Origin of the sequence: Citrobacter sp. RHBSTW-00029 (genome assembly GCF_014104295.1) — a bacterium.
Classification (GTDB): Bacteria; Pseudomonadota; Gammaproteobacteria; order Enterobacterales; family Enterobacteriaceae; genus Citrobacter; species Citrobacter youngae.
The window spans coordinates 1,901,857-1,923,924 of record NZ_JABXRT010000001.1 but is presented as its reverse complement, the minus strand read 5'-3'; the positions used below and the strand labels follow the sequence as shown (position 1 = coordinate 1,923,924).

Here is a 22,068-nt window from a genome sequence, read left to right as displayed (position 1 = left end):
AAAAAATTGTGTAGGATATGGTGACTCGCTTTTAATACCCTGAGTAATTCTGGTTGCAGAAAGCCATATCTTCTACAACCCGATCTGCGGCAGGGAAGCAGGGCAATGGAACATCTGCCCAGAGAATAACCAGACCGAGCAGTAAGTGAGAGCACAATGTCAAACAAACCCTTTCATTATCAGCATCCTTTTCCCCTCAAAAAGGATGATACCGAATACTATCTGCTGACCAGCGACCATGTTTCCGTTGCCGAATTTGAAGGGCAGGAGATTGTCAAAGTTGCGCCTGAGGCTTTAACTTTGCTGGCTCGCCAGGCGTTTCATGACGCATCGTTTATGCTGCGTCCTGCTCATCAGCAGCAGGTTGCAGACATTCTGCGTGATCCGGATGCCAGCGAAAACGATAAATATGTCGCCCTGCAATTCCTGCGTAACTCTGATATCGCGGCAAAGGGCATTCTGCCGACATGTCAGGACACCGGCACGGCGATTATCGTGGGTAAAAAAGGACAGCGTGTCTGGACTGGCGGCGGTGACGAAGCGGCGCTGGCGCGTGGGGTTTATAACACCTACATCGAAGATAACCTGCGCTATTCACAAAACGCCGCGCTGGATATGTACAAAGAGGTGAACACCGGTACCAATCTGCCAGCACAGATTGACTTGTATACCGTCGACGGCGATGAATATAAATTCCTGTGTATTGCCAAAGGCGGCGGTTCGGCGAACAAAACCTATCTGTACCAGGAAACCAAAGCGCTGCTCACGCCAGGCAAATTAAAAAATTACCTGGTGGAGAAGATGCGTACGCTGGGAACAGCAGCTTGCCCGCCGTACCACATCGCGTTTGTGATCGGTGGAACATCCGCAGAAGCCACGCTGAAAACGGTGAAACTGGCGTCGGCGAAATACTATGATGAGCTGCCGACCGAAGGTAACGAACATGGCCAGGCATTCCGTGATGTGGTGCTGGAAAAAGAGCTGCTGATTGAGGCACAGAATTTAGGGTTGGGCGCGCAGTTTGGCGGAAAGTACTTTGCTCATGATATCCGTGTAATCCGCCTGCCGCGTCACGGCGCGTCGTGTCCGGTCGGTATGGGGGTCTCTTGCTCTGCTGACCGTAATATCAAAGCCAAAATCAACCGTGAAGGGATCTGGATTGAGAAGCTCGAACACAATCCTGGCAAATATATCCCGGAAGAACTGCGTCAGGCAGGCGAAGGCGAAGCCGTGCGTGTCGACCTGAACCGTCCGATGAAGGATATCCTGGCACAGTTGTCGCAATATCCGGTTTCTACCCGCTTGTCGCTGAATGGTACGATCATCGTTGGACGTGACATAGCGCATGCGAAACTGAAAGAACGTCTGGATAACGGCGAAAGTTTGCCGCAGTATGTTAAAGATCACCCAATCTATTACGCCGGACCGGCAAAAACGCCGGAAGGTTATGCATCTGGCTCGCTTGGTCCAACCACTGCCGGACGTATGGACTCGTATGTTGACCAGCTTCAGGCCGCGGGCGGGAGTATGATCATGCTGGCAAAAGGAAACCGCAGTCAGCAGGTTACTGACGCTTGCCATAAACATGGCGGTTTCTACTTAGGCAGCATTGGTGGGCCAGCGGCCGTGCTGGCTCAGGGCAGTATCAAGAGTCTGGAGTGCGTGGAATATCCCGAACTGGGGATGGAAGCCATCTGGAAAATTGAAGTGGAAGATTTCCCGGCGTTTATCCTGGTGGATGACAAAGGGAACGATTTCTTCCAGCAAATTCAGACGTCGCAGTGCGCACGCTGCGTTAAGTAACGTCAGCCGCCCTACGGGGCGGTTTTTTTTACCGCACGAACCACCAAACGACAGTTTTTTCCTCGTTAATACTCATAAGACCAATGCAAGTGGGCAATGTCGAAACATAACCTAATCAATCGTTAATATAAGGAGCAGGTAATGGTAACGGTACGCCGCGAGAATGATTCAATGGGTGCGATCGATGTCCCGGCCGATAAACTCTGGGGCGCGCAAACGCAACGATCGCTGGAGCATTTTCGCATTTCAACAGAGAAAATGCCGGTTTCGCTGATCCACGCGTTGGCGCTGACTAAACGGGCCGCTGCGAAGGTTAACCAGGATTTGGGGTTGCTGGCTGCGGAAAAAGCCTCCGCCATCATGCAGGCTGCAGACGAGGTTCTGGCAGACAAACATCGTGATGAGTTTCCGCTGGCTATCTGGCAGACCGGCTCCGGCACGCAAAGCAATATGAATATGAATGAGGTGCTGGCAAACCGGGCCAGCGAATTGTTGGGCGGCGTGCGGGGGATGGGGCGAAAAATACATCCGAACGATGACGTCAACAAAAGCCAAAGTTCAAATGATGTTTTTCCCACGGCAATGCATGTCGCCGCGCTGTTGGCTTTGCGTGAGCATCTGATCCCTCAACTGAATGTGTTGACCACCACGTTATGTGAAAAATCGCATGCCTTCGCCGACATTGTCAAAATCGGCAGAACCCATTTACAGGATGCGACGCCCCTGACGCTGGGTCAGGAAATCTCAGGCTGGGTGGCCATGCTGGAACATAACCTGAAGCATATTGAACATAGTCTGCCACACGTTGCTGAACTGGCGTTGGGCGGTACGGCGGTAGGGACCGGGCTGAACACCCACCCGGAATATGCCGAGCGGGTTGCGGATGAACTGGCTGTGTTGACCTCTGCACCTTTTGTCACCGCGCCGAATAAATTCGAAGCGCTCGCCACCTGCGATGCCCTGGTTCATGCTCACGGCGCGCTAAAAGGCCTGGCTGCATCGCTGATGAAAATCGCCAATGATGTACGCTGGCTGGCATCCGGTCCGCGCTGCGGCATCGGCGAAATTTCTATTCCTGAAAATGAACCGGGCAGTTCCATCATGCCGGGTAAGGTTAACCCGACACAATGTGAAGCCCTGACTATGCTGTGCTGTCAGGTTATGGGTAACGATGTTGCCGTTAATATCGGCGGGGCGTCAGGGAATTTTGAACTGAACGTCTATCGCCCGATGGTTATCCACAACTTCCTGCAATCGGTTCGCCTGTTGGCTGATGGTATGGAAAGCTTCAACGAACACTGTGCGACAGGGATCGAGCCAAATCGTGAACGCATTGATCAGTTGCTCAACGAATCACTGATGCTGGTAACCGCGCTAAACACCCATATCGGTTACGATAAAGCGGCTGAGATTGCTAAAAAGGCGCATAAAGAAGGACTGACCTTAAAAGCGTCAGCCCTGGCGCTGGGATATTTAACCGAGGTCGAATTCGACAGCTGGGTCCGCCCGGAACTGATGGTCGGTAGCATGCGACCGGGTCGTTAATCCGCTACATACAGGTGCAGCCGTGGGATAATCAGTCTTAACGGTTGCGCCTGAGGTTTAAAACGGTGCTGAACATTGTCAGCATCGTAGTTCAGTAATCCTCCGATATCCGGCACCGTCATGCCGTTTTCGTTATTTACTAGCGCAATTAATGGCGTCGGGCAGGCATATTGCACCTGTTTTTGCTGCCCTTTGTACCAGACTCGGGCGATGGGTTGTACTTTGACCGGGCGTTTGATCTTCAATTTTGCCTGCTGTGGCAGGGCAGCGATGTCCTGGTATTCACGCTCAAGCCTGGCCTGCCACTCTTCGCGTGTCCACGGATGCACGCTGCGTGGTGATGTCAGGCTCTTTTCCAGTTGTTGCAGTACCTCATCACGTGTCAGGTTCTTAATAATATGCTTGTTGGCCCAGCCAAATCGCAGGGTAGCCGGATCTCTGACGACCGTTAGCGTCCGATAGGCGTTCAACGTAATCAGCCCCGGTAGGTGGCGGTGCACCCATTCAAAACGTGCCGCCGATGGCAGACCAGAATCTACGGTGACAATACGCTCAAAGGTGGTTTTAAGCTGATTAATACGTTGTATTTGCTCTTCCAGCACGACTTGTGTGCCGGTATTCACCTGATAGCAGAGTACCCCCGGCAGGCGGACAGCCGCTTTGCTACTGCGATTCTCGGACTGCTGTTGAATAAACAGGTGGCGAAAGTGGCGTAGTGCCAGGGTTTCCGCCTCTTTACCCAAGTGCTGTTTAACGTCGATGGTTTCCAGTGGCGCGTGTTCTGCCTCTTTCACCACTTCCGGCAACGAGAACACGCGAGCAATCAGCAGCGCCTGCTGTTGCAATTGCCCGGTGAGGTGTGCCAGTTCTTGTTCCATCTGGCGAAAGGTTCCGTTTAAGCGTTCGACAAGATCATAGCGAGACATAGGCTTACCATTTTAGTTACAACATACTTTTTTATAGCACAAGACACTCAACCTGACCACCGAGCGGTGTAGGTCAGGCAGCTGAAAATTCAGGTATGTTATGCCAGACAGGCCAACTTAAGGAGAAGCGGGCACCGCCGAGTTCACTTTCATCACAGGCCACAGTACCGCCCATAGCCAGAGCAATGGAGTGGACGATGGCGAGGCCAAGTCCGCAGCCACCTGTCGCCCGGTCACGGCTGGGATCCAGACGAACGAACGGTTCAAAAATCTGCTCGCGCGCAGCTGGCGCGATGCCGGGTCCATCATCTTCGACGATAAGCGTTGCCTGACTCCCATTGAGTTGCAGGCTGGCTTGCACAGTAGACTGGCAGTAACGCAGAGCGTTGTTTAACAAATTATCCAGCACACGCTCCATCAAACGCATATCCAGTGCGCCGTAGTCTCCGATTTGAAGATGGCGCAGGCGTACCGCACGATCGGGATTGACGCTTTGTACATCTTCCAGATGGGTTGTTAGCCACATAGGCAGGTCCGGAACACTGAGTTTTAGCTCATTTTGCGGCCGATCCAGACGAGCATAGGTGAGCAATTCTTCAATTAACGCTTCCAGTTGACCAATATCGCGGTTTAGCGCCTGCGATTCCTGCTCGGTGAGGTTATCGCTCATTTCCAGGCGGTAACGCAATCGCACCAGCGGTGTGCGAAGCTCATGGGCAATGCCGTCAATCAGCTGTTTTTTACTGGCAATCAGGGCATTGATATTGTCTGCCATTTGGTTAAACGCCACGCCCAGACGTTCAAAGCTTGATCCGCTGTCAAAGTGCAACCGCTCATTAAGATGCCCTTCACCAAAACGCTGCGCAGCGGCCTCCAGTCTGAGCATCTCTTGCCAGTGTGGGCGCATCCAGATCAGCACAGGGAAGGCCAATGAAATAGCAATGAAGGCCATCAGCGCGACGTCCAGCAAGCGCATCTGGTGCAGGAAATAGAGATAAGGTACCGGGCCGACGGCTAGTACATAGTGGCTTCGCGGAATTCGTTGAATAAAGGTGTACTGATCGTCGAGCGCAACGATATCGCCTTCCCGTAAGCGCTGCATGGTGGGAGCATCCAGATGGTATTTATTCAACGGTTCTACGCGAAGATCAAAAGACAGATTTAAATCCATCTCTTTCAGGGTTTTTCCCCAGTCACGCGGCGGGATTTCGCGTAATTCGCTGCGCATCAGATACAACGAGCTTTTCATCAAGTCGTCGAGCGACTGTCTGCCCGCACGTTCTGCGGTGAATTTGTACACCAGGCCAACCAGCAGGGTCATCACCAGAAAACAGACAAACAATAAGAGATAAAACTGCACAAACAGCTTTTTCATGAAAAATCACTCAATGTTCAATATGTTAGCTATTGCGCGTTTCCCTCTGGGGCACCAGGGGACACAGTTGTATCCGCTGATGCGCTGGTTCAGAAAGGCTATTTGATCACCATCAAGCGCGTTTATCCAGGCAGAGTACACTGTATAAACCATTTCTGCATTCTCATGACCCATCTGATTTGCAATAAACGCAGGGTTGGCTCCAGCGGAGAGCATCCAGCATGCATAAGTATGCCGGGTTTGCTATGGGCGACGGCGGCGCACGCCAGAACGCCTTATGGTTGTGTTCCAGAGTGAGCTTATCGAATTAGCAGTGAATCGCCACAGGTTTAACAGACACCTCGGAGTCATCCTGCGAGATAGCGGGAAACAATGTGGGATCAACCGGCGTGGCGGCTGATGAAGCGTGCCGGGATAAAGGCTCAGGTCGGGTATCGCAGCCCACGAGCGTGTAAAGGTGAAGTCAGTATCGTGACACCCGACAGGCTCCAGCGACAGTTCAACCCGGAAGCTCCGGATGAACGTTGGGTAACGGACATAACCTACATCCGAACCCACGAAGGCTGGCTGTATCTGGCCGTCGTTGTTGACCTGTTCTCGTGCAAAGTTATCGGCTGGTCAATGCAACCCCGGATGACAAAAGATATTGTTCTGAATGCGCTTTGATGGCCGTGTGGTGACGTAATCCCCAAAAACAGGTACTGGCTCATTCTGACCAAGGTAGTCATGGTTACGGATGCGGTGCTGCTTACGGGGCTGTATAGGGGTATATTCATTGCCACTAATGTTTTTTTACGACGAAAAGATATGATTGATTTGGCGTATTATGTGAATGCTATTAAAAGCGGAAAGGAAGTAATTTGTATTCAAGAATCTTGTGAATGCGATGATTTGGCTGAGGTTGAGACTATAACCATGGAATGGAGACACGATAGTGGTGTGGTAATCCGCTGTACTAACGAACTTGAAGCTACACAACATCCCAATGATGTTTGCCCTGAATGTTGGATTTGTTGGGAAGTGATAGATGCGGCAGGGCAGGAAATCAGGCCAATGAAGAAGAATTTTTATAATGTTTTTCAGGAGTCATTCTGGTTGAGTATGAATTGACAGTCTGTACTACATTTCACTTTTTGCAACGCTGCAAGCAACTGCTCCTTTTTATGAGATAACGCTCGCGGCCAAAGCAGGTTAGTGAGAAATAAAAATGAGCACAGAAGCGGCTATCAAAATCTTCGATCCCCGGATAGCTAAGCTGGAACCACTAGGCGGTAAGTCGTCCATCCACTGGGATGATAGGTGGGCGATCGAAGTGGCGATATTTAGTACAGGCATCTCGCAGTAATAGCTATTGTGAAGCTCATCTGCGGATAGGTTTGATAGTGGAAATGAGTTATCAATGATTTTGACAAAAACATCCAGAGGATAAGAATTATCATCTTCGGTAACTGGTTGGATAAAATATTATAATCTTTCTCGGTTAGATAGTGCTTCAACAGGTGATGATTTATAGTCTTATTTAACATGAAATTAACTTTGTATGACGTGTATAATATTTTGATGTGAATAAATTGACCGATATTGCCATTATGAAATTCGCTTAGGTGGGGCGGTTAGTAAAAAACCCGCACCCATAGCTAAAATTACCTAAAAGATAATTGAGTAGAATGTGTTTGCGGTGAATCCCCCTAAGCGGTGGGGCATAAACAGCAAAGTGTAATTAATTTTACATGGTCCAAAATTGGTGCGAGTCACGGAGGCTGTCCAAAGACTCACCGGGAGGCACCCGGCACCATACTCAATTAGCCCCGACTCCCCTGCCGGGGCTTTTTCATACCTGTTTTCTGCAAATTCCATAATTAGCCGTCAACCAGTGAAGAATACTGCTATAGCATTTGCTTACATGACTCTCAATTGCTCTGCATTAACCGCCCATACTGAAAATACTTGGCACACCGAATCCACGTCGGCGAACGATAAAGCGTTAAGCGTGTTTCTATTGCTGCCAACATAAATGAGACCGCAAGCCCCAGTGTCTGTATTAATGCTGATAGTAGTATGAGTGAACAGCAGAGTGCGACAATCTACGAAATGATTAAAAGGCCGGGGGATGGACATCATCATCCCCGGTAACCGGTTGGCAAGCTGTTGTTGTTTTCTCCAGATTAAAGAGTGGACTGATAGCTGTGATTACACAACATGATTTAACATGAAATTAACTCATCATTAGTATATCTAATATTTTTATTATGAATATATTGGTAGTCAAAAAATGGAATGCGGCCTGTAAAATAGTGGTTATTGCCCTGCATAGACGTTGAGCAATGATTATTTGGTGATGTTATGCCGAAAATGGACTGGAAAAATCTGGAGCAGGAATTCCAGCGTGCGCAGGTATATTAAAACGCGCAAGAGTGCGCAGAAAAAGAAACCAGAAGCCAGTTTTAGTGGCACAGTAAATTTGGCCACCTGATTAAAAGTGATATTCTCACCACTACATAAAACAGGTGACTTAATGAACAAGAAAACTAAGCGTACTTTCACCCCCTGAGTTCAGGCTGGCATGTGCACAGCTGATTGTTGATAAGGGCTACTCAATCGACAAGCCAGTGAAGCGATGAATGTCGGTTCTACCACGCTTGAAAGTTAGGTTCGTTAGCTCAGGCGAGAGCGTCAGGAGGAACAGAATACGATATTAAAAAAGGCTACCGCACTCTTGATGTCCGACTCACTGAACGGTTCACGATAGCCGCCAGACTGAGTGACAGCCACACGGTTGTAAGCCTTTGTTCCGCACTGGAAATACACCGTAGCAGTTACCGGTACTGGCGAGAAGGCGAAAACGACGCGATACTGTCAATCCGGCGCGAGTGAGGCTGTACAGCGAAGTACGCCGGCGTGGAACCGGAGCCGGGGCTCAGCAGGGGCGCGCACTCTGGCTGAAATGCTGACCCAGAATGGCGTTCCGATATTACACTGTATCCACTATTTCTGCATTGCCATCCTCCGCTCGGCGCTTTGGCATGTATGACGTATAATGCGGCTTTGATGCATTCTGATCTATTCCACACAACTAATAAAATGAACCTCAATCGTTTCTGTTACTTGCTACTGATTTTGGCTGCGTCAGGCAGTATATTCACCCCACATCCCTTGGTCATGTGGTGCCTGCTTGTTAATGTTTTGACGCTGGTGATTTACGGCGCAGATAAAATGGCGGCGCGTAAGGCCTGGCGCAGAGTGCCAGAATCCACTTTGCTGGTGTTTGGCATGATGGGCGGGTGGCCTGGCGCGATTGCGGGCCAACAACTTTTTCGTCATAAAACACAAAAACAGCCATTCAAAACCTATTTCATAATCAGTATTTTATTGAGTGTTTCAGCGATGGCAGCTGTTTATTGGCTCTTAGCATTTTCATCTTCCTGAGCATCAATCACGAGTATCAAAAACAGCGGAGACAGGATGATATGAAGATCTATATTATCGACCAGAATGGCGATTTAGCCTTACAAAATGGTCGCAGTATTGTTGTTGAGTTTGCTGATGGCAAATCGCTTGAACTGGCTGGTAGCCCACAACCGTTACCGGAGGGAATCCCTGACGGGATCCATATTTGGGGCGGCAGAATTCCGTATCAAACGTCAGAAGAAGTGAAGACCTCGCAACTGGATTTCAAACCGGTAGCGGCCAATGGCATGATTGTTTCACCGCTCCCGATCAAAGAATCTGATTCCTGTGTAACAGAGATGTTTATTGCAGATGATGACGGTTCCCTGCAACCGCTAAAAGGGAGCAGGGTGGTTATTGCGCTTGAAAATGGCAAAACCCTGGAGTTCATGGAACATTATGCCAACAATGGGCTGCTGGTTTGGGGAGGACGCGAGCCCGATTCGCAACTTCCTTTTGAAGAAGTTAAGCAAAGAACCGAGAGTCTTGGAGTGTATCTACTGGCAGGCAACGTTGTTCATGTATTTCCCTATAAAGTGGAGTAACAATATGCTTTTCGCCTCAAGGCTCAATCAAATAAGAGGTCGCATTGGATAAATCTGTAGTCAATGGCTGGCTCAGCCGATGGGGACTCACCCCTGATGGCGAACAGATTGCAACGCACACATCGCAGCTTTTGCCCGTTACCGTTATTAAAAATGGACAAAAAGCGATACTCAAACTCACCACCAATGACAGTGAACGAAATGGCGGCGAGCTGATGGTTTGGTGGAGCGGGAATGGCGCAGCGAGAGTGCTTGCTCATGCTGATGGCGCGATTCTGTTAGAACGAGCGACAGGGTCAAGTTCTTTAGCTGACATGTCCCGCTCTGGCAAAGATGCGCAGGTTTGTCGCATTATTTGCCATACTGCCAGCCGTCTCCATCTCCCGCAAAATACGTCTACACCCGCGCTAACGCCGCTACATCATTGGTTTGGCGATCTTGCCCCTGCGGCGAAAATCTATGGTGGAGTTATGACGCGCTGTGCAGAGATCGCAAACGAATTGTTCTCATCTCCTCAGAATGAGGTCGTATTGCATGGTGACTTACACCACGGCAATGTCCTCGATTTTGGCCCGGCAGGCTGGCTGGCAATTGATCCCAAGGGACTACTGGGTGAGCGAGGGTTTGATTACGCCAATATATTCACGAATCCTGACCTTGCCGATCCCTGTGTTGCTATCGCGACAGACCCAAACATTTTTAAGCAACGCGTGCAACTTGTCTCTGAGATAGCCGGGATTGAACGACAGCGACTGCTGATGTGGATAGTCGCATGGTGTGGTTTATCTTCTGCATGGTTTCTGGAGGATGGGGAAAATGCGGCGATAACCTTGCGTGTCGCGGAGTTAGCGATTGCTGAACTGGACGAAGAGAGCAGGCAACTTTGATCTAAGACACTGGGCTGGTAATTCTTAAACGTTATCATTAGGCTGGTAAACGTTTTATTAATCTATCAGTGAACGGCGGTGATGTTGTGTTGTTTATTACAAAACGAGTGGGCCGGAAATAATGACTTCGTTGTATTCATTAATAAAAAAACGGCCAAACCTCATATTGCTGGTGGTTTTTCTCATCGGAGCAAACATAGTCGCCTGGCTTTGGGCATTAACCGCGTTTAGTCATAATACGTCACTTCTGGCGCTGAGCCTGATCGCGTGGTGTTATGGTTTGCGTCATGCAGTCGATGCCGATCATATTGCTGCCATAGATAGTGCGACGCGAAAGCTCATGCAGCAAAAGAAACGCGCACTGACGACGGGGGCATGGTTTTCTCTGGGACACTCCACCATCGTTGTGCTGGCAAGCATTGGTATTGCTCTGACCACCAGCGTATTTAAGCAACATATGGTATGGTTTCAGAATATTGGTGGAATTATCGGAACCACCGTTTCTGCCGCATTTCTGCTGATTCTGGCTACCATCAACCTCATCATTTTCTGTCAGGTCTGGAAGGCGTTCCGCCATCTGAAACGTACCGGTATTTATGATCTCTCCACGGAAGATGTCACGGTTTCAGGTCCGCTGAATTGGCTATTCCGCTCAGCCTTCAGGTTGGTTGGGAAAGACTGGCACATGTATTTTGTTGGTTTCTTATTTGGCCTGGGCTTTGACACCGCGACTGAAATCTCGTTATTGGGCATATCGGCTTCAAGCGCCTCCAACGGGATGTCTGTCTGGTCCATTTTAGTCTTCCCGGCGCTGTTTACCTGCGGTATGGCGCTGATTGACTGCCTCGACAGTATTCTGATGGTTGAGGCCTACGGTTGGGCATTCAATAAGCCGCAGCGTAAGCTGTATTACAATATGACCATTACCGGAACCTCAGTGATTGTGGCGCTGTTTATCGGTGGACTGGAGGGGTTGGGCCTGCTGTCTGATGCTTTTTCGTTACAGGGCGGGCTGTGGGACACGGTCAGTAACTTAAGTGACCACATGGGCAACGTCGGGTTTGTCATTATTGGCGTTTTTATTGCCTGTTGGATTATTTCCGCGTTGAACTACCGCTGGAAAAAGTATGACGGTCTGACGTTCAGCTGAGGTAGAAAATCGGTATGCAACTCAACGTGACGCTGTCACGTTGAGTTGCATTCACGCGATAGGTTATGCGCCTCATCCGGTGGGTTATTTCTGAGATTCGTCGTCCCAGGCGTGCGGCGCGAACAAATAACCTTTGTTGCGTACCGTTTTGATTCGATAGGGTTCAGTCGCGTTATCGAGCAGTTTTTTACGTAACCGGGAAATTGCGACATCGACACTGCGGTCCATACCGTCGTAACTTACGCCGCGCAGATTCTTCAGCAACGCATCACGGTCCATAATCTGCCCGGCATGGGTTGCCAGTTCCCAAAGTAACTCAAAATCCGCCGTAGAGAGGGCGACCAGCTCACCGCCGAGCAGCACAGACCTATTCGTTGGGTCAATGGTCAGTGCGCCAAAACGCAGAGTGGTGTGCGGGGTGATGGTGGCAGCCTGAATCCCTTTAGCCTGGGCTGAATGTTCGTTTTGGCGTAAATGCAGGCGCAGGCGAGCCAGCAGTACTGCCGGTGGTGTGGTTTTCAGGATATAGTCGCAGGCACCCATTTCGAGAGCCAGAATATGGTTCATGTCACTGTCCAGCGAAGTCAGCAGGACAATTGGACCTTGCCAGCGCCCACGCAAATCACGGCAAATAGTCATACCGTCCTTACCTGGAAGCATAATATCTAACAACACCAGATCGGGTTGCACTTGCAGAATTTTCTCTTCGGCCAAATCACCACGAGGTTCAACGATAACCTCAATATCATGCCGGGCCAGATAGGCCGCAATCAGCGAACCTACTTCGGGATCATCTTCAACAAATACGATGGTGTTCATATCATTCATTTTGAATATAAAACGCCAACATACACCGCCATCGTTTTTCCTTCCATTAATCTTTTCTAAACGAGAACGCTTCCGTTATGCTAGAGGCTGATGTTATTGATGTGTTAAGGCAAAACGATGGGGCTCGTAGTAAAAGCGGCGCTGGGTGCGCTGGTAGTGGTGCTGATTGGTTTACTGGCTAAAACAAAGAATTATTATATTGCCGGATTAATTCCGTTGTTCCCAACCTTTGCGTTGATTGCCCACTATATTGTGGCCAGTGAACGTGGGATCGAGGCGCTGCGTACAACGATTGTATTCAGCATGTGGTCGATTATTCCCTATTTTGTCTACCTCATTTCACTGTGGTACTTCACCGGTTTTATGCGTTTACCCGTCGCGCTCATTGGCTCGGTAGTCTGCTGGAGCCTGAGCGCGTGGTTGTTGATCTTTTGTTGGATAAAACTGCACTAGCGCAGGTGGCGACCACCGTCAACGGCAAAGCTGCGGCCGGTGACAAAGCAGCTGGTAAACAGGTAGTCTATTAAATCAATGACTTCTTTTTCACCGGGCGCGGTTTTCATCAACGATTTATTCAGCGCCTGCTGACGATATTCTGCATCGTCACCCTCGTTAAACAGGATTAGCGAGGGGGCGATTGCGTTAACTTTCACTTCCGGGGCCAGTTTGCGGGCAAATGAGCGGGTCATATTATCCAGAGCAGCTTTACTGGCAGCATAGGCAATATGCTTGTCGCTGCCACGCTCTACGACGTAATCAGTAAAATGGATAATATCGCTGGCCGCATGCCCATGTCCGCGTAGCAGGCCTTCCAGCGCGTGATTAAGCAGGTAAGGGGTATTCACGTGGATCTGCATCATGCTGGACAGCACCTCAGAAAGCGGCAGCCCCGGTTTTTCGGCAAGCCAGGCGCTGGCATTATGCACAATAGCGCGTAAACCTTCGGTACGGGCTTTCACTTCCCTGGCAAAAGCGAGGACGCCTTCGTCGGTCGCGAAGTCAGCCTGAATACATTGTGCACCCGCCTCTTGCAGGCCATCAATCGCCGGGTAGTGTGTCCGGTAACTGACGATCACCGGCTGCTTTTGATTCAGAAAATGCCACGCGATGGCGAGACCGATACGACGGCCCCCTCCGGTGATAAGTATTGGCAAAGCGGGCTTTTTACCCATCGAGATCTCCATGAGTCGCAAACGATGGGTCAACTATTTAACCCATCAGCATCCAGGTCGCTGGAACAGCTGCTACAAGAAGCAGGCCGATCAAAGCCATTTCCTGGCGTTTTAATACGTTGTCATGCGCGTGAGTTTTGCGGGCATAAAGGAAAACCAGCAACCCCGGAGCATACAGCACCACGGACAACAGCAGGTGCATCGGACCTGACGCGTACAGTAACCATAAGCCATAAATGCATGCACCGACACCAACAGCCTGATGAATTGGGCGGGTCGCTATTTTCAGCAAAAATGCGCCGACGAGGAAATAGGGCACCAGAATCATCTCAGAGGCAATAGTCAGCAGCGTATTGTAGTCAGAACCTGTGAGCCAGATCAGCACCAGACAGACCTGCACGCAGATGTTAGTCAGCCACAGTGATGCAGATGGCGCACCTTGCGCATTCTGACGGGCAAAAATACGCGGGAATGCTTTGTGCGTGGATGCCAGAAATGGGACTTCCGCCGCCATAATCGTCCAGCTCAAATAGGCACCGCAGACAGAGACAATCAAACCCGCGGCGATAATGATTTCGCCCCATGGCCCCATCATTTTAACCATCAGACCAGCCATTGATGGGTTGCGGATCTCAGCCAGTTCCGGGCGTGCGACCACGCCAAGAGAAAGCAGGGTCACCAACAGGTAGACGCCAAGCGCGGCAAGTACTGCCAGCAGTGTCGCGCGCCCAACGTCGCGTTTGTTCCTCGCCCGTGCGGACACCACGACAGCGCCTTCCACGCCGATAAACACCCACAGAGTGATAAGCATGGTGTTTTTAACTTGCTCCCAGACAGGAACACCCAGTTTCACACCGGTAAAGTCCAGGCTAAAGGTGTCGAGCTTAAATAACATAAATGCCAGAACGATAAACAGGCCAAGCGGCAGTAGCTTCGCCAGCGTCGCCACCAGATTAATGCTGGCGGCTGTCTGTACACCACGTAACACCAGAAAATGCACGACCCACAGCAGTACCGATGCGCCAACAATAGACTGCCAGGTATTCCCGTCGCCAAACAGACGTAACGCAGGTGTATCGGTAAAGAAGCTAAGTGCGGAAAAGACGATAACCAGATAGGAAACGTTAGCGATAACGGCGCACAGCCAATACCCCCACGCGGAACAGAAACCGATCAGTTCTCCGAAGCCTTCACGCGCGTAGGTAAAGATACCGCCGTCCAGTTCCGGGCGGATACGCGTCAGGATAAGCATGGCAAACGCGAGCAGCAGGATCCCCGCGCCCGTAATCGCCCAACCAATCAATAACGCTGCCGGGCTGGCTACTGCAGCCATATTTTGTGGCAGGCTGAAAACACCGGCGCCAAGCATTGAGCTTAGAACCAGCGCTGTCAGTGCGCTCAGACCCAATTTCTTTTCCATTTGTATCCAGTTACAAAAACGAGAGTGAGAGAATAATTATTTTGGCAAATCGCATAAAAATGGTGAAAGCGACTCAAGGCGCGGGATTTTACGGAGAGAAGACAGCGCATGCAATGGGGATAGGCAGATTTGTGACTAAAAATGCTAAAGGCGGCATAAAGCCGCCTTTTATTGTTACAACTGTCTGTTACTTATACAGGTCGGCGCTGATGGTCATGTTGTTACCACGTTCCGACCACTGGCGGGTAATGTGGTAGTACTTGGCACCTTTTTTCGCTGCACGTTTCGCAACCTGGTAAGAGACTTCGGTCATGTTGCCATAGTTACCGGTGAACTTGATGCTGTCGAACGGCACCATCATCGCGGCGGTAGCTTTGTTCAACTCCTCAACTTTAGTACCGTCAGGCAGGGTGACAGTGTAACGTCCGCCTTTAGTTGACTGAGTTTCGAAGAAACGACCCACTTCGGCACTCGGAGACGCGGTTGTTGCCACGCCTGGGATTTCAACTTTCTTCGCGGCTTCGCCACCGGCTGCTAAAGCGGCACGTCCGGCATCAGAATCGGCAGGGATCGCATCAGGGCTTTGAACAACACGTTTTTTCGCATCTTCTTTGTAGATGAATGCGGTAATACGTTGGTTACCCCCCTGGTTGGCATCAACCTGGCGTACGATATAAAAAGAGTAAGCCCCTTTTTCTTTCGCCACTTTGGTGATGGCATCATTTACTTCAGGCTGGCTGCGGTAGAAACCCTGAACCGTAACGGTATCGAAAGGTTCAATCAGAACAGCCTGGTCTTTCGGTAATTCCATAACGCCGTTGATGACGCGATTTTTGGTGACTTCTGCTTTTTCAGCGTCGGCTTTATAGATATCGGCGACGACGCGCCAGTTACCGCCACTGCCAAAATCTGAGGTATCAACAACATAAAAGGAGGCTGCACCGTCTTTATCTGCACGACGGGATACGGCGTCTACCGCATCACCGATAGCATTAAAACGACCGGTAACCACAATGCGGTCATAGGGTTTCAGGGCAGCTGCTTGCTCCGGCGTCAATTCTGTCGCTGCATTTACAGAAAAAGCAGTCGCAGAAAGAAGAGCGGACGCCAGGAGAGTGTTCTTAAGCTTCATAAAAATAATCCTTCGCCTTGCGCAAACCAGGTACTGGTATTGTTATTGACTAGAAACGTGGCTGATTATTGCATTTAAATTGTGTCAGTGTCTGCGTGATTTTTCACTCATCGTGCCACCCATGCTAACAACATCGATAACATTTAGTGATATGTCTAAAAATTCGGCGTTTGGCGGCTAAAACTGATAAAGCAGTTGAATTTCATAAGTTAATTTAATGTTAATCAATTGTTCTACGGTGGCGCTTAATCATGTTTTGCCGCTTCGCTTGAGCGAATTATCGGCCTTTGCGGGCTATTTAAAGGGCATTATCCCTGCTTGCGAATGAATTCATTCCTGTTTTGCAAATTTCATAATAAATACTGTTTTTTGGCGCTAGATCACAGGCGTCATTTTCAGTAGCTTATACAGAGTTTGTTACTGTTTTATTTTATTGGGGTAACACTGAGCTCTCTCGGGAGTGTGCGCATGCCTCTTGCGAACATTGATAAACCATCATCAAAAATACAGATGGAAGGGAACATTATGCGAATTGGCATACCAAAAGAACGGTTAACCAATGAAACCCGTGTTGCAGCCACACCGAAAACGGTTGAGCAACTGCTGAAGCTGGGTTTTAGCGTCGCGGTTGAAAGCGGCGCAGGTCAACTGGCTAGTTTTGACGATAAGGCGTTTGTGCAAGCAGGCGCAGAAATTGTTGACGGGAATGCTGTCTGGCAGTCAGAGATTATCCTGAAGGTCAATGCGCCAGAAGCGTTTGAGATTCCGTTGCTTAATTCGGGTACCACGCTGGTGAGTTTTCTCTGGCCTGCGCAGAACCCTGAGCTACTGCAAAAGCTCGCTGAGCGAAATGTGACGGTCATGGCGATGGATTCCGTGCCGCGTATTTCGCGTGCGCAGTCACTGGATGCCTTAAGCTCGATGGCCAACATTGCGGGGTATCGTGCAATTGTTGAAGCGGCACATGAGTTCGGACGGTTCTTTACCGGGCAAATTACCGCGGCGGGTAAAGTTCCACCTGCCAAGGTGATGGTGATCGGTGCTGGCGTGGCGGGATTGGCCGCTATCGGTGCAGCAAACAGCCTCGGGGCGATTGTTCGCGCCTTTGACACGCGCCCGGAAGTAAAAGAACAAGTTCAGAGTATGGGCGCTGAGTTCCTCGAACTGGACTTTAAAGAAGAAGCGGGCAGCGGCGATGGCTACGCCAAAGTGATGTCCGAAGCGTTTATTAAAGCGGAGATGGAGCTGTTCGCCGCTCAGGCAAAAGACGTCGACATCATCGTTACCACCGCGCTGATCCCGGGGAAACCAGCGCCGAAACTGATCACGCGTGAGATGGTTGATTCGATGAAGCCCGGCAGCGTGATTGTCGATCTCGCCGCGCAAAACGGGGGTAACTGCGAGTATACCGTTGCCAATCAGGTGACCACCACCGAGAACGGCGTCAAGGTTATCGGCTATACCGATTTGCCGGGACGTTTGCCGACTCAGTCTTCACAATTGTATGGCACCAACCTTGTAAACCTGCTGAAACTGTTGTGCAAAGAGAAAGACGGCAACATCACCGTTGATTTTGACGATGTGGTGGTGCGCGGCGTGACAGTGGTTCGCGATGGTGAAATTACGTGGCCTGCACCACCTATCCAGGTTTCTGCTCAGCCACAAGCGGCGCCTAAAGCTGCACCTGCACCACAGGAAGAGAAAAAACCTGCATCCCCATGGCGCAAATATGCGCTGATGGCGCTGGTGGTGATTTTGTTTGGCTGGCTAGCCGACGTCGCGCCAAAAGAGTTCCTCGGACACTTTACGGTGTTCGCACTTTCCTGCGTGGTGGGTTACTACGTGGTGTGGAATGTCTCGCATGCGTTGCATACCCCGCTGATGTCCGTGACTAACGCTATCTCCGGGATCATCGTCGTGGGGGCATTATTACAAATTGGCCAGGGCGGCTGGGTGAGTTTCCTGAGTTTTATCGCGGTGCTTATTGCCAGCATTAATATTTTCGGTGGCTTCACCGTGACTCAGCGCATGCTGAAAATGTTCCGGAAAAACTAAGGGGTAACATATGTCTGGAGGATTAGTTACAGCTGCATACATTGTTGCCGCAATCCTGTTTATTTTCAGCCTGGCGGGACTTTCCAAACACGAAACGTCTCAACAGGGTAACAACTACGGCATCGCCGGGATGGCGATTGCGCTGATTGCCACGATTTTTGGCCCGGATACCGGCAACGTCGCCTGGATTCTGGTTGCAATGATCATTGGTGGTGCAATTGGTATTCGTCTGGCGAAAAGAGTCGAGATGACCGAGATGCCGGAGCTGGTGGCGATTCTGCACAGCTTCGTCGGTCTGGCCGCCGTACTGGTTGGTTTCAACAGCTACCTGTATCACGATACCGGTCTGGAACCGATCCTGGTGAACATTCACCTGACTGAAGTGTTCCTCGGCATCTTTATCGGTGCAGTAACCTTCACCGGTTCTATCGTGGCGTTTGGTAAACTGCGCGGCAAGATCTCATCTAAGCCGCTGATGCTGCCGAATCGCCATAAGTTGAACCTGGCGGCACTGGTGGTTTCTTTCCTGCTGCTGGTGGTGTTTGTTCGTACCGAGAGCGTGGGCCTGCAGGTTCTGGCGCTGCTGGTGATGACCATTATCGCACTGGCGTTTGGTTGGCACCTGGTAGCATCCATCGGTGGGGCCGATATGCCGGTCGTCGTCTCTATGCTGAACTCCTATTCAGGATGGGCGGCAGCAGCGGCAGGCTTTATGCTGAGCAACGATCTGCTGATCGTTACGGGTGCGCTGGTCGGTTCCTCGGGTGCGATCCTGTCTTACATTATGTGTAAGGCAATGAACCGTTCTTTCATCAGCGTTATTGCGGGTGGGTTTGGCACCGATGGGTCCTCAACCGGTGATACCGAAGAAGCAGGTGAACATCGCGAGATTAATGCCGAAGATACCGCTGAAATGCTGAAAAACTCTCATTCTGTGATTATCACCCCGGGCTACGGTATGGCGGTGGCGCAGGCGCAGTATCCGGTGGCGGAAATCACTGAGAAACTGCGCGCCCGTGGTATCAAAGTCCGCTTTGGTATTCACCCGGTAGCAGGGCGCTTGCCTGGTCACATGAACGTGCTGTTGGCGGAAGCAAAAGTGCCGTATGACATCGTGTTGGAAATGGATGAAATCAACGATGATTTCGCCGACACCGATACCGTGCTGGTTATTGGCGCCAACGATACGGTGAACCCGGCAGCGCAGGATGATCCGCGCAGCCCGATAGCCGGAATGCCGGTGCTGGAAGTGTGGAAAGCGCAGAATGTTATCGTGTTCAAACGCTCAATGAACACCGGTTATGCAGGCGTGCAGAACCCGCTGTTCTTTAAAGAAAACACCCATATGCTGTTTGGTGATGCCAAAGCCAGCGTGGATGCGATTCTGAAAGCGTTGTAATGCGTGCTTAAAAGTAAGACGGCCTCTGCGGAGGCCGTTTTTTTATTAAACATCCAGTTTACGCTGGGTTATCCATTCCACGCGCGCCGGATCTCGATGCGAGAAAAATGCGCTGATCCCGGCGTCCATGGCGGCGATTTGCGTCATTTCCTCAGTCGTTAAGGTAAAATCCAGTATCTGAATATTCTCTGTCATACGCGCTTTACGCACGGTTTTCGCCAGAGAAATAATTCCGCGCTGATAAATCCAACGCAGTACTACCTGACCGATGCTTTTCCCGTACTTTTTACCAATCGCGGCCAGTGTCGGATTTTGAAACAGATCATTGCGCCCCTCGGCGAACGGCGCCCAGGCTTGTGGTTGAATATTGCGGCTCTGCATCCAGGCTACGGCATGCGGTTGCTGGTGGAAGGGATTCACTTCTATCTGATTCACCGCCGGGATGATGCGGTTGAAGGCCATCAAATCTGCCAGACGGTCCGGGTGAAAATTGCTGACGCCAATTGCGCGAATTTTCCCTTCCTCGTAGAGTTCCTCCATCGCACGCCAGGCACCGTGTACGTCGCCATAGGGCTGGTGGATTAAATACAGGTCAAGGTAGTCAAGTTGAAGGCGCTGCAACGAACGCGCAAACTGAGCTTTCGCGCCAGCGTAGCTGGTATCCTGTAACCACAGCTTGGTTGTGATGAAAAGTTCATCGCGGGGTACGCCGCTTTGTTTCAGCGCATTGCCGACCTGAGTTTCATTCAGATAGGAGGCGGCGGTATCGATCAGGCGATATCCTGTTTCGATGGCATCCCGCACGGCTTGCTCACACTCGTTCGCTTCGGTCATTTGGTATACACCAAAACCGAGCAGAGGCATCTCAACACCGTTATTTAAGACCGTTGTATTCATGGAACGCTCCTGAACATCATTTTTGCATTGCCAGCAGATTAGCAAGAATCTGTTCACACCATTAGTCCGTTAAATCAGCATAGACCTATGAGCTAAATTCATTTTTAGCAGGCTAAAATGCGAAGGTTGTCGCATTTGTTAGCGGGGAGAGGGCGTTACTCATGATTGGCGTTCATAAACCTATGCTTCTTCGGCTATCTAATCACTGTCATTCACCCCGTATATACTGCCACCTGACTTTTCCTAAGATAACAGGACGCTATGCGTACACGTGAACAGTGCCTGCCGGCTGCTGCTGCAAGCCAGACCGGTCTCTCTTTTATTCTCATCCTCAGCGGCCTGATGGCCTTTACTTCACTTTCAACCGATATCTACCTCCCGGCGATGCCGACCATGGCGGGGGATTTAAACGGCAATGTGGAGCTTACTGTTACCGGTTTTTTGGTGGGGTTTGCTATTGCGCAACTGATCTGGGGACCGATCAGCGATCATCTGGGTAGACGTACACCGTTGTTCATCGGCATGGTGCTGTTTATCATCGGTTCTGCGGGGTGTGCGCTGTCCACGGATATCACGCAAATTGTTTTCTGGCGGGTCTTTCAGGCGCTGGGGGCCTGTACCGGACCGATGCTGGCGCGTGCCATGATTCGTGATCTCTTTGCTCGTACTCGTGCGGCGCAAATGTTGTCAACCCTGGTACTGGTTATGGCGATTGCCCCCATCGCAGGGCCATTGATTGGCGGGCAAATTATTCGACTGAGCACCTGGCACTCTATTTTTTGGTTACTGGTGGCCATTGGCGTGCTGATGTTTATCTCGTTGCTGTGGTTACCGGAAACACTCCCTGAAGAAAGACGCGTAAAAGCCTCACTGGCAGGCGCATTCCGGCATTACCGCGCGCTATTAACCAATGGTCGATTTATGCGCTACACCCTGAGTCTGACCTTTTATTACGTGGGTGCGTATGCGTTTATTACCGGTTCGCCATTTGTTTACATTCGCTATTACCATGTCGATCCGCAGCATTATGGCTGGTTATTTGCGTTAAATATTGTCGGCGTTATGGCGATGAGTGTGGTCAACCGCCGGCTGGTGCAACGGCACGCGTTAGAACAGTTGCTTAAGTACGCGACAATGTTGGCGGCACTGGCTGCTGTTGCATTGGCACTGCTGGTTAAGCTGGAAATAGGGGGGGTTATTGCCATTATCATCACTGTGTTTCTGCTATTTTCGATGAATGGGATCATTGCAGCAACGTCGACGGCCGCCGCGCTGGATGCGGCCCTCAATATCGCCGGGTCAGCTTCGGCGCTGATTGGTTCATTACAGTATGGCAGTGGCATCATCTCATCGTTACTGCTGGCGAGATTGAGTGACGGCACCCCCTGGACCATGGCCTGGATTATTGCGCTATTCACACTGATGAGCGCCGCACTGGTGTTCCGTGACAAACAGTAGTTGAACAGCTCCGCGATAGCGGGGCATAC

The 22,068-nt window shown here is 50.6% G+C and carries 18 protein-coding genes and 3 pseudogenes; 13 read left to right on the top strand and 8 right to left on the bottom strand.

Annotated elements, in window-relative coordinates; all coding sequences use genetic code 11:
- Positions 1 to 156 precede the first annotated feature (156 nt).
- Positions 157 to 1,803 (top strand): class I fumarate hydratase, encoded by a 1,647-nt coding sequence (fumB, locus tag HV041_RS09525; protein ID WP_048211738.1) that lies wholly within the window; start codon positions 157 to 159, stop codon positions 1,801 to 1,803.
- Between the two features lie 141 nt (positions 1,804 to 1,944).
- Entirely contained in the window at positions 1,945 to 3,348 is a 1,404-nt protein-coding gene (fumC, locus tag HV041_RS09520; protein ID WP_121584612.1) for a class II fumarate hydratase, read from the top strand.
- On the opposite strand, the gene tus is transcribed toward fumC, so the two are convergent.
- The 3 genes and pseudogenes from tus to HV041_RS09505 form a co-directional block, all read right to left on the bottom strand.
- A complete protein-coding gene (gene tus / locus HV041_RS09515; RefSeq protein ID WP_101742531.1) occupies positions 3,345 to 4,274 on the bottom strand; it encodes a DNA replication terminus site-binding protein in 930 nt (309 codons plus the stop codon). The two genes, fumC and tus, sit on opposite strands and share 4 nt — an antisense overlap.
- A 73-nt stretch (positions 4,275 to 4,347) precedes the next feature.
- Positions 4,348 to 5,649: a two-component system sensor histidine kinase RstB gene (rstB, locus tag HV041_RS09510; RefSeq protein WP_121584613.1), complete on the bottom strand. Its 1,302-nt coding sequence runs from the start codon at positions 5,647 to 5,649 to the stop codon at positions 4,348 to 4,350.
- Positions 5,650 to 5,655: 6 nt separating this feature from the next.
- Positions 5,656 to 5,877, bottom strand: a pseudogene (locus HV041_RS09505) (site-specific integrase); the annotation flags it as partial.
- A gap of 124 nt (positions 5,878 to 6,001) precedes the next feature.
- Between HV041_RS09505 and HV041_RS09500 the strand changes: the two are divergent.
- The 7 genes and pseudogenes from HV041_RS09500 to HV041_RS09470 all read left to right on the top strand — a co-directional run.
- A pseudogene (locus HV041_RS09500) lies at positions 6,002 to 6,326 on the top strand (DDE-type integrase/transposase/recombinase); the annotation flags it as partial.
- A 49-nt stretch (positions 6,327 to 6,375) separates the two neighbouring features.
- Positions 6,376 to 6,759 (top strand): hypothetical protein, encoded by a 384-nt coding sequence (locus tag HV041_RS09495; RefSeq protein WP_249424102.1) that lies wholly within the window; start codon positions 6,376 to 6,378, stop codon positions 6,757 to 6,759.
- Positions 6,760 to 8,128: 1,369 nt separating this feature from the next.
- Positions 8,129 to 8,620, top strand: a pseudogene (locus HV041_RS09490) (IS3 family transposase); the annotation flags it as partial.
- A 110-nt stretch (positions 8,621 to 8,730) separates the two neighbouring features.
- Positions 8,731 to 9,075, top strand: coding sequence for a DUF1294 domain-containing protein (locus HV041_RS09485; protein WP_121585486.1), 345 nt, complete (start codon positions 8,731 to 8,733; stop codon positions 9,073 to 9,075).
- A 41-nt stretch (positions 9,076 to 9,116) separates the two neighbouring features.
- On the top strand, positions 9,117 to 9,641 hold the full coding sequence (locus HV041_RS25065) for a hypothetical protein (RefSeq protein WP_048211733.1): 525 nt from the start codon (positions 9,117 to 9,119) through the stop codon (positions 9,639 to 9,641).
- 44 nt (positions 9,642 to 9,685) lie between these two features.
- Positions 9,686 to 10,528 carry an aminoglycoside phosphotransferase family protein gene (locus HV041_RS09475; RefSeq protein ID WP_121584614.1) on the top strand — a complete coding sequence of 281 codons (843 nt, stop codon included), beginning with the start codon at positions 9,686 to 9,688 and terminating at the stop codon, positions 10,526 to 10,528.
- Between the two features lie 121 nt (positions 10,529 to 10,649).
- Positions 10,650 to 11,678 (top strand): HoxN/HupN/NixA family nickel/cobalt transporter, encoded by a 1,029-nt coding sequence (locus HV041_RS09470; protein ID WP_061067865.1) that lies wholly within the window; start codon positions 10,650 to 10,652, stop codon positions 11,676 to 11,678.
- An 84-nt stretch (positions 11,679 to 11,762) separates the two neighbouring features.
- Here HV041_RS09470 and rstA read toward each other — a convergent pair whose 3' ends face one another.
- Positions 11,763 to 12,497, bottom strand: a complete 735-nt coding sequence (gene rstA, locus HV041_RS09465; protein ID WP_162926026.1) for a two-component system response regulator RstA — start codon at positions 12,495 to 12,497, stop codon at positions 11,763 to 11,765.
- A gap of 126 nt (positions 12,498 to 12,623) precedes the next feature.
- Here rstA and HV041_RS09460 point away from each other — a divergent pair, with 126 nt between their 5' ends.
- The gene (locus HV041_RS09460) at positions 12,624 to 12,959 is read left to right on the top strand and encodes a GlpM family protein (RefSeq protein WP_005121178.1); all 336 of its coding nucleotides are present in this window, start codon (positions 12,624 to 12,626) and stop codon (positions 12,957 to 12,959) included.
- Here the strand turns inward: HV041_RS09460 and folM are convergent.
- From folM to ydgH, 3 genes are all read right to left on the bottom strand, one after another.
- Positions 12,956 to 13,678 carry a dihydromonapterin reductase gene (gene folM / locus HV041_RS09455; RefSeq protein ID WP_048211729.1) on the bottom strand — a complete coding sequence of 241 codons (723 nt, stop codon included), beginning with the start codon at positions 13,676 to 13,678 and terminating at the stop codon, positions 12,956 to 12,958. The two genes, HV041_RS09460 and folM, sit on opposite strands and share 4 nt — an antisense overlap.
- A 37-nt stretch (positions 13,679 to 13,715) precedes the next feature.
- On the bottom strand, positions 13,716 to 15,098 hold the full coding sequence (locus HV041_RS09450; protein ID WP_048211728.1) for an amino acid permease: 1,383 nt from the start codon (positions 15,096 to 15,098) through the stop codon (positions 13,716 to 13,718).
- 187 nt (positions 15,099 to 15,285) lie between these two features.
- Entirely contained in the window at positions 15,286 to 16,230 is a 945-nt protein-coding gene (ydgH, locus tag HV041_RS09445; protein WP_005121175.1) for a DUF1471 family protein YdgH, read from the bottom strand.
- Between the two features lie 525 nt (positions 16,231 to 16,755).
- On the opposite strand from ydgH, the gene pntA reads away from it, so the two are divergent.
- Together pntA and pntB are read left to right on the top strand one after the other, a co-directional pair.
- Positions 16,756 to 18,285: a Re/Si-specific NAD(P)(+) transhydrogenase subunit alpha gene (gene pntA, locus HV041_RS09440; protein ID WP_048212589.1), complete on the top strand. Its 1,530-nt coding sequence runs from the start codon at positions 16,756 to 16,758 to the stop codon at positions 18,283 to 18,285.
- Between the two features lie 10 nt (positions 18,286 to 18,295).
- Positions 18,296 to 19,684 carry a Re/Si-specific NAD(P)(+) transhydrogenase subunit beta gene (pntB, locus tag HV041_RS09435; RefSeq protein ID WP_005121173.1) on the top strand — a complete coding sequence of 463 codons (1,389 nt, stop codon included), beginning with the start codon at positions 18,296 to 18,298 and terminating at the stop codon, positions 19,682 to 19,684.
- A gap of 45 nt (positions 19,685 to 19,729) precedes the next feature.
- On the opposite strand, the gene HV041_RS09430 is transcribed toward pntB, so the two are convergent.
- Positions 19,730 to 20,581, bottom strand: coding sequence for an aldo/keto reductase (locus HV041_RS09430; RefSeq protein ID WP_048211726.1), 852 nt, complete (start codon positions 20,579 to 20,581; stop codon positions 19,730 to 19,732).
- A 261-nt stretch (positions 20,582 to 20,842) separates the two neighbouring features.
- On the opposite strand from HV041_RS09430, the gene HV041_RS09425 reads away from it, so the two are divergent.
- Positions 20,843 to 22,039, top strand: a complete 1,197-nt coding sequence (locus HV041_RS09425) for a multidrug effflux MFS transporter (RefSeq protein ID WP_121584615.1) — start codon at positions 20,843 to 20,845, stop codon at positions 22,037 to 22,039.
- Positions 22,040 to 22,068: the final 29 nt, after the last annotated feature.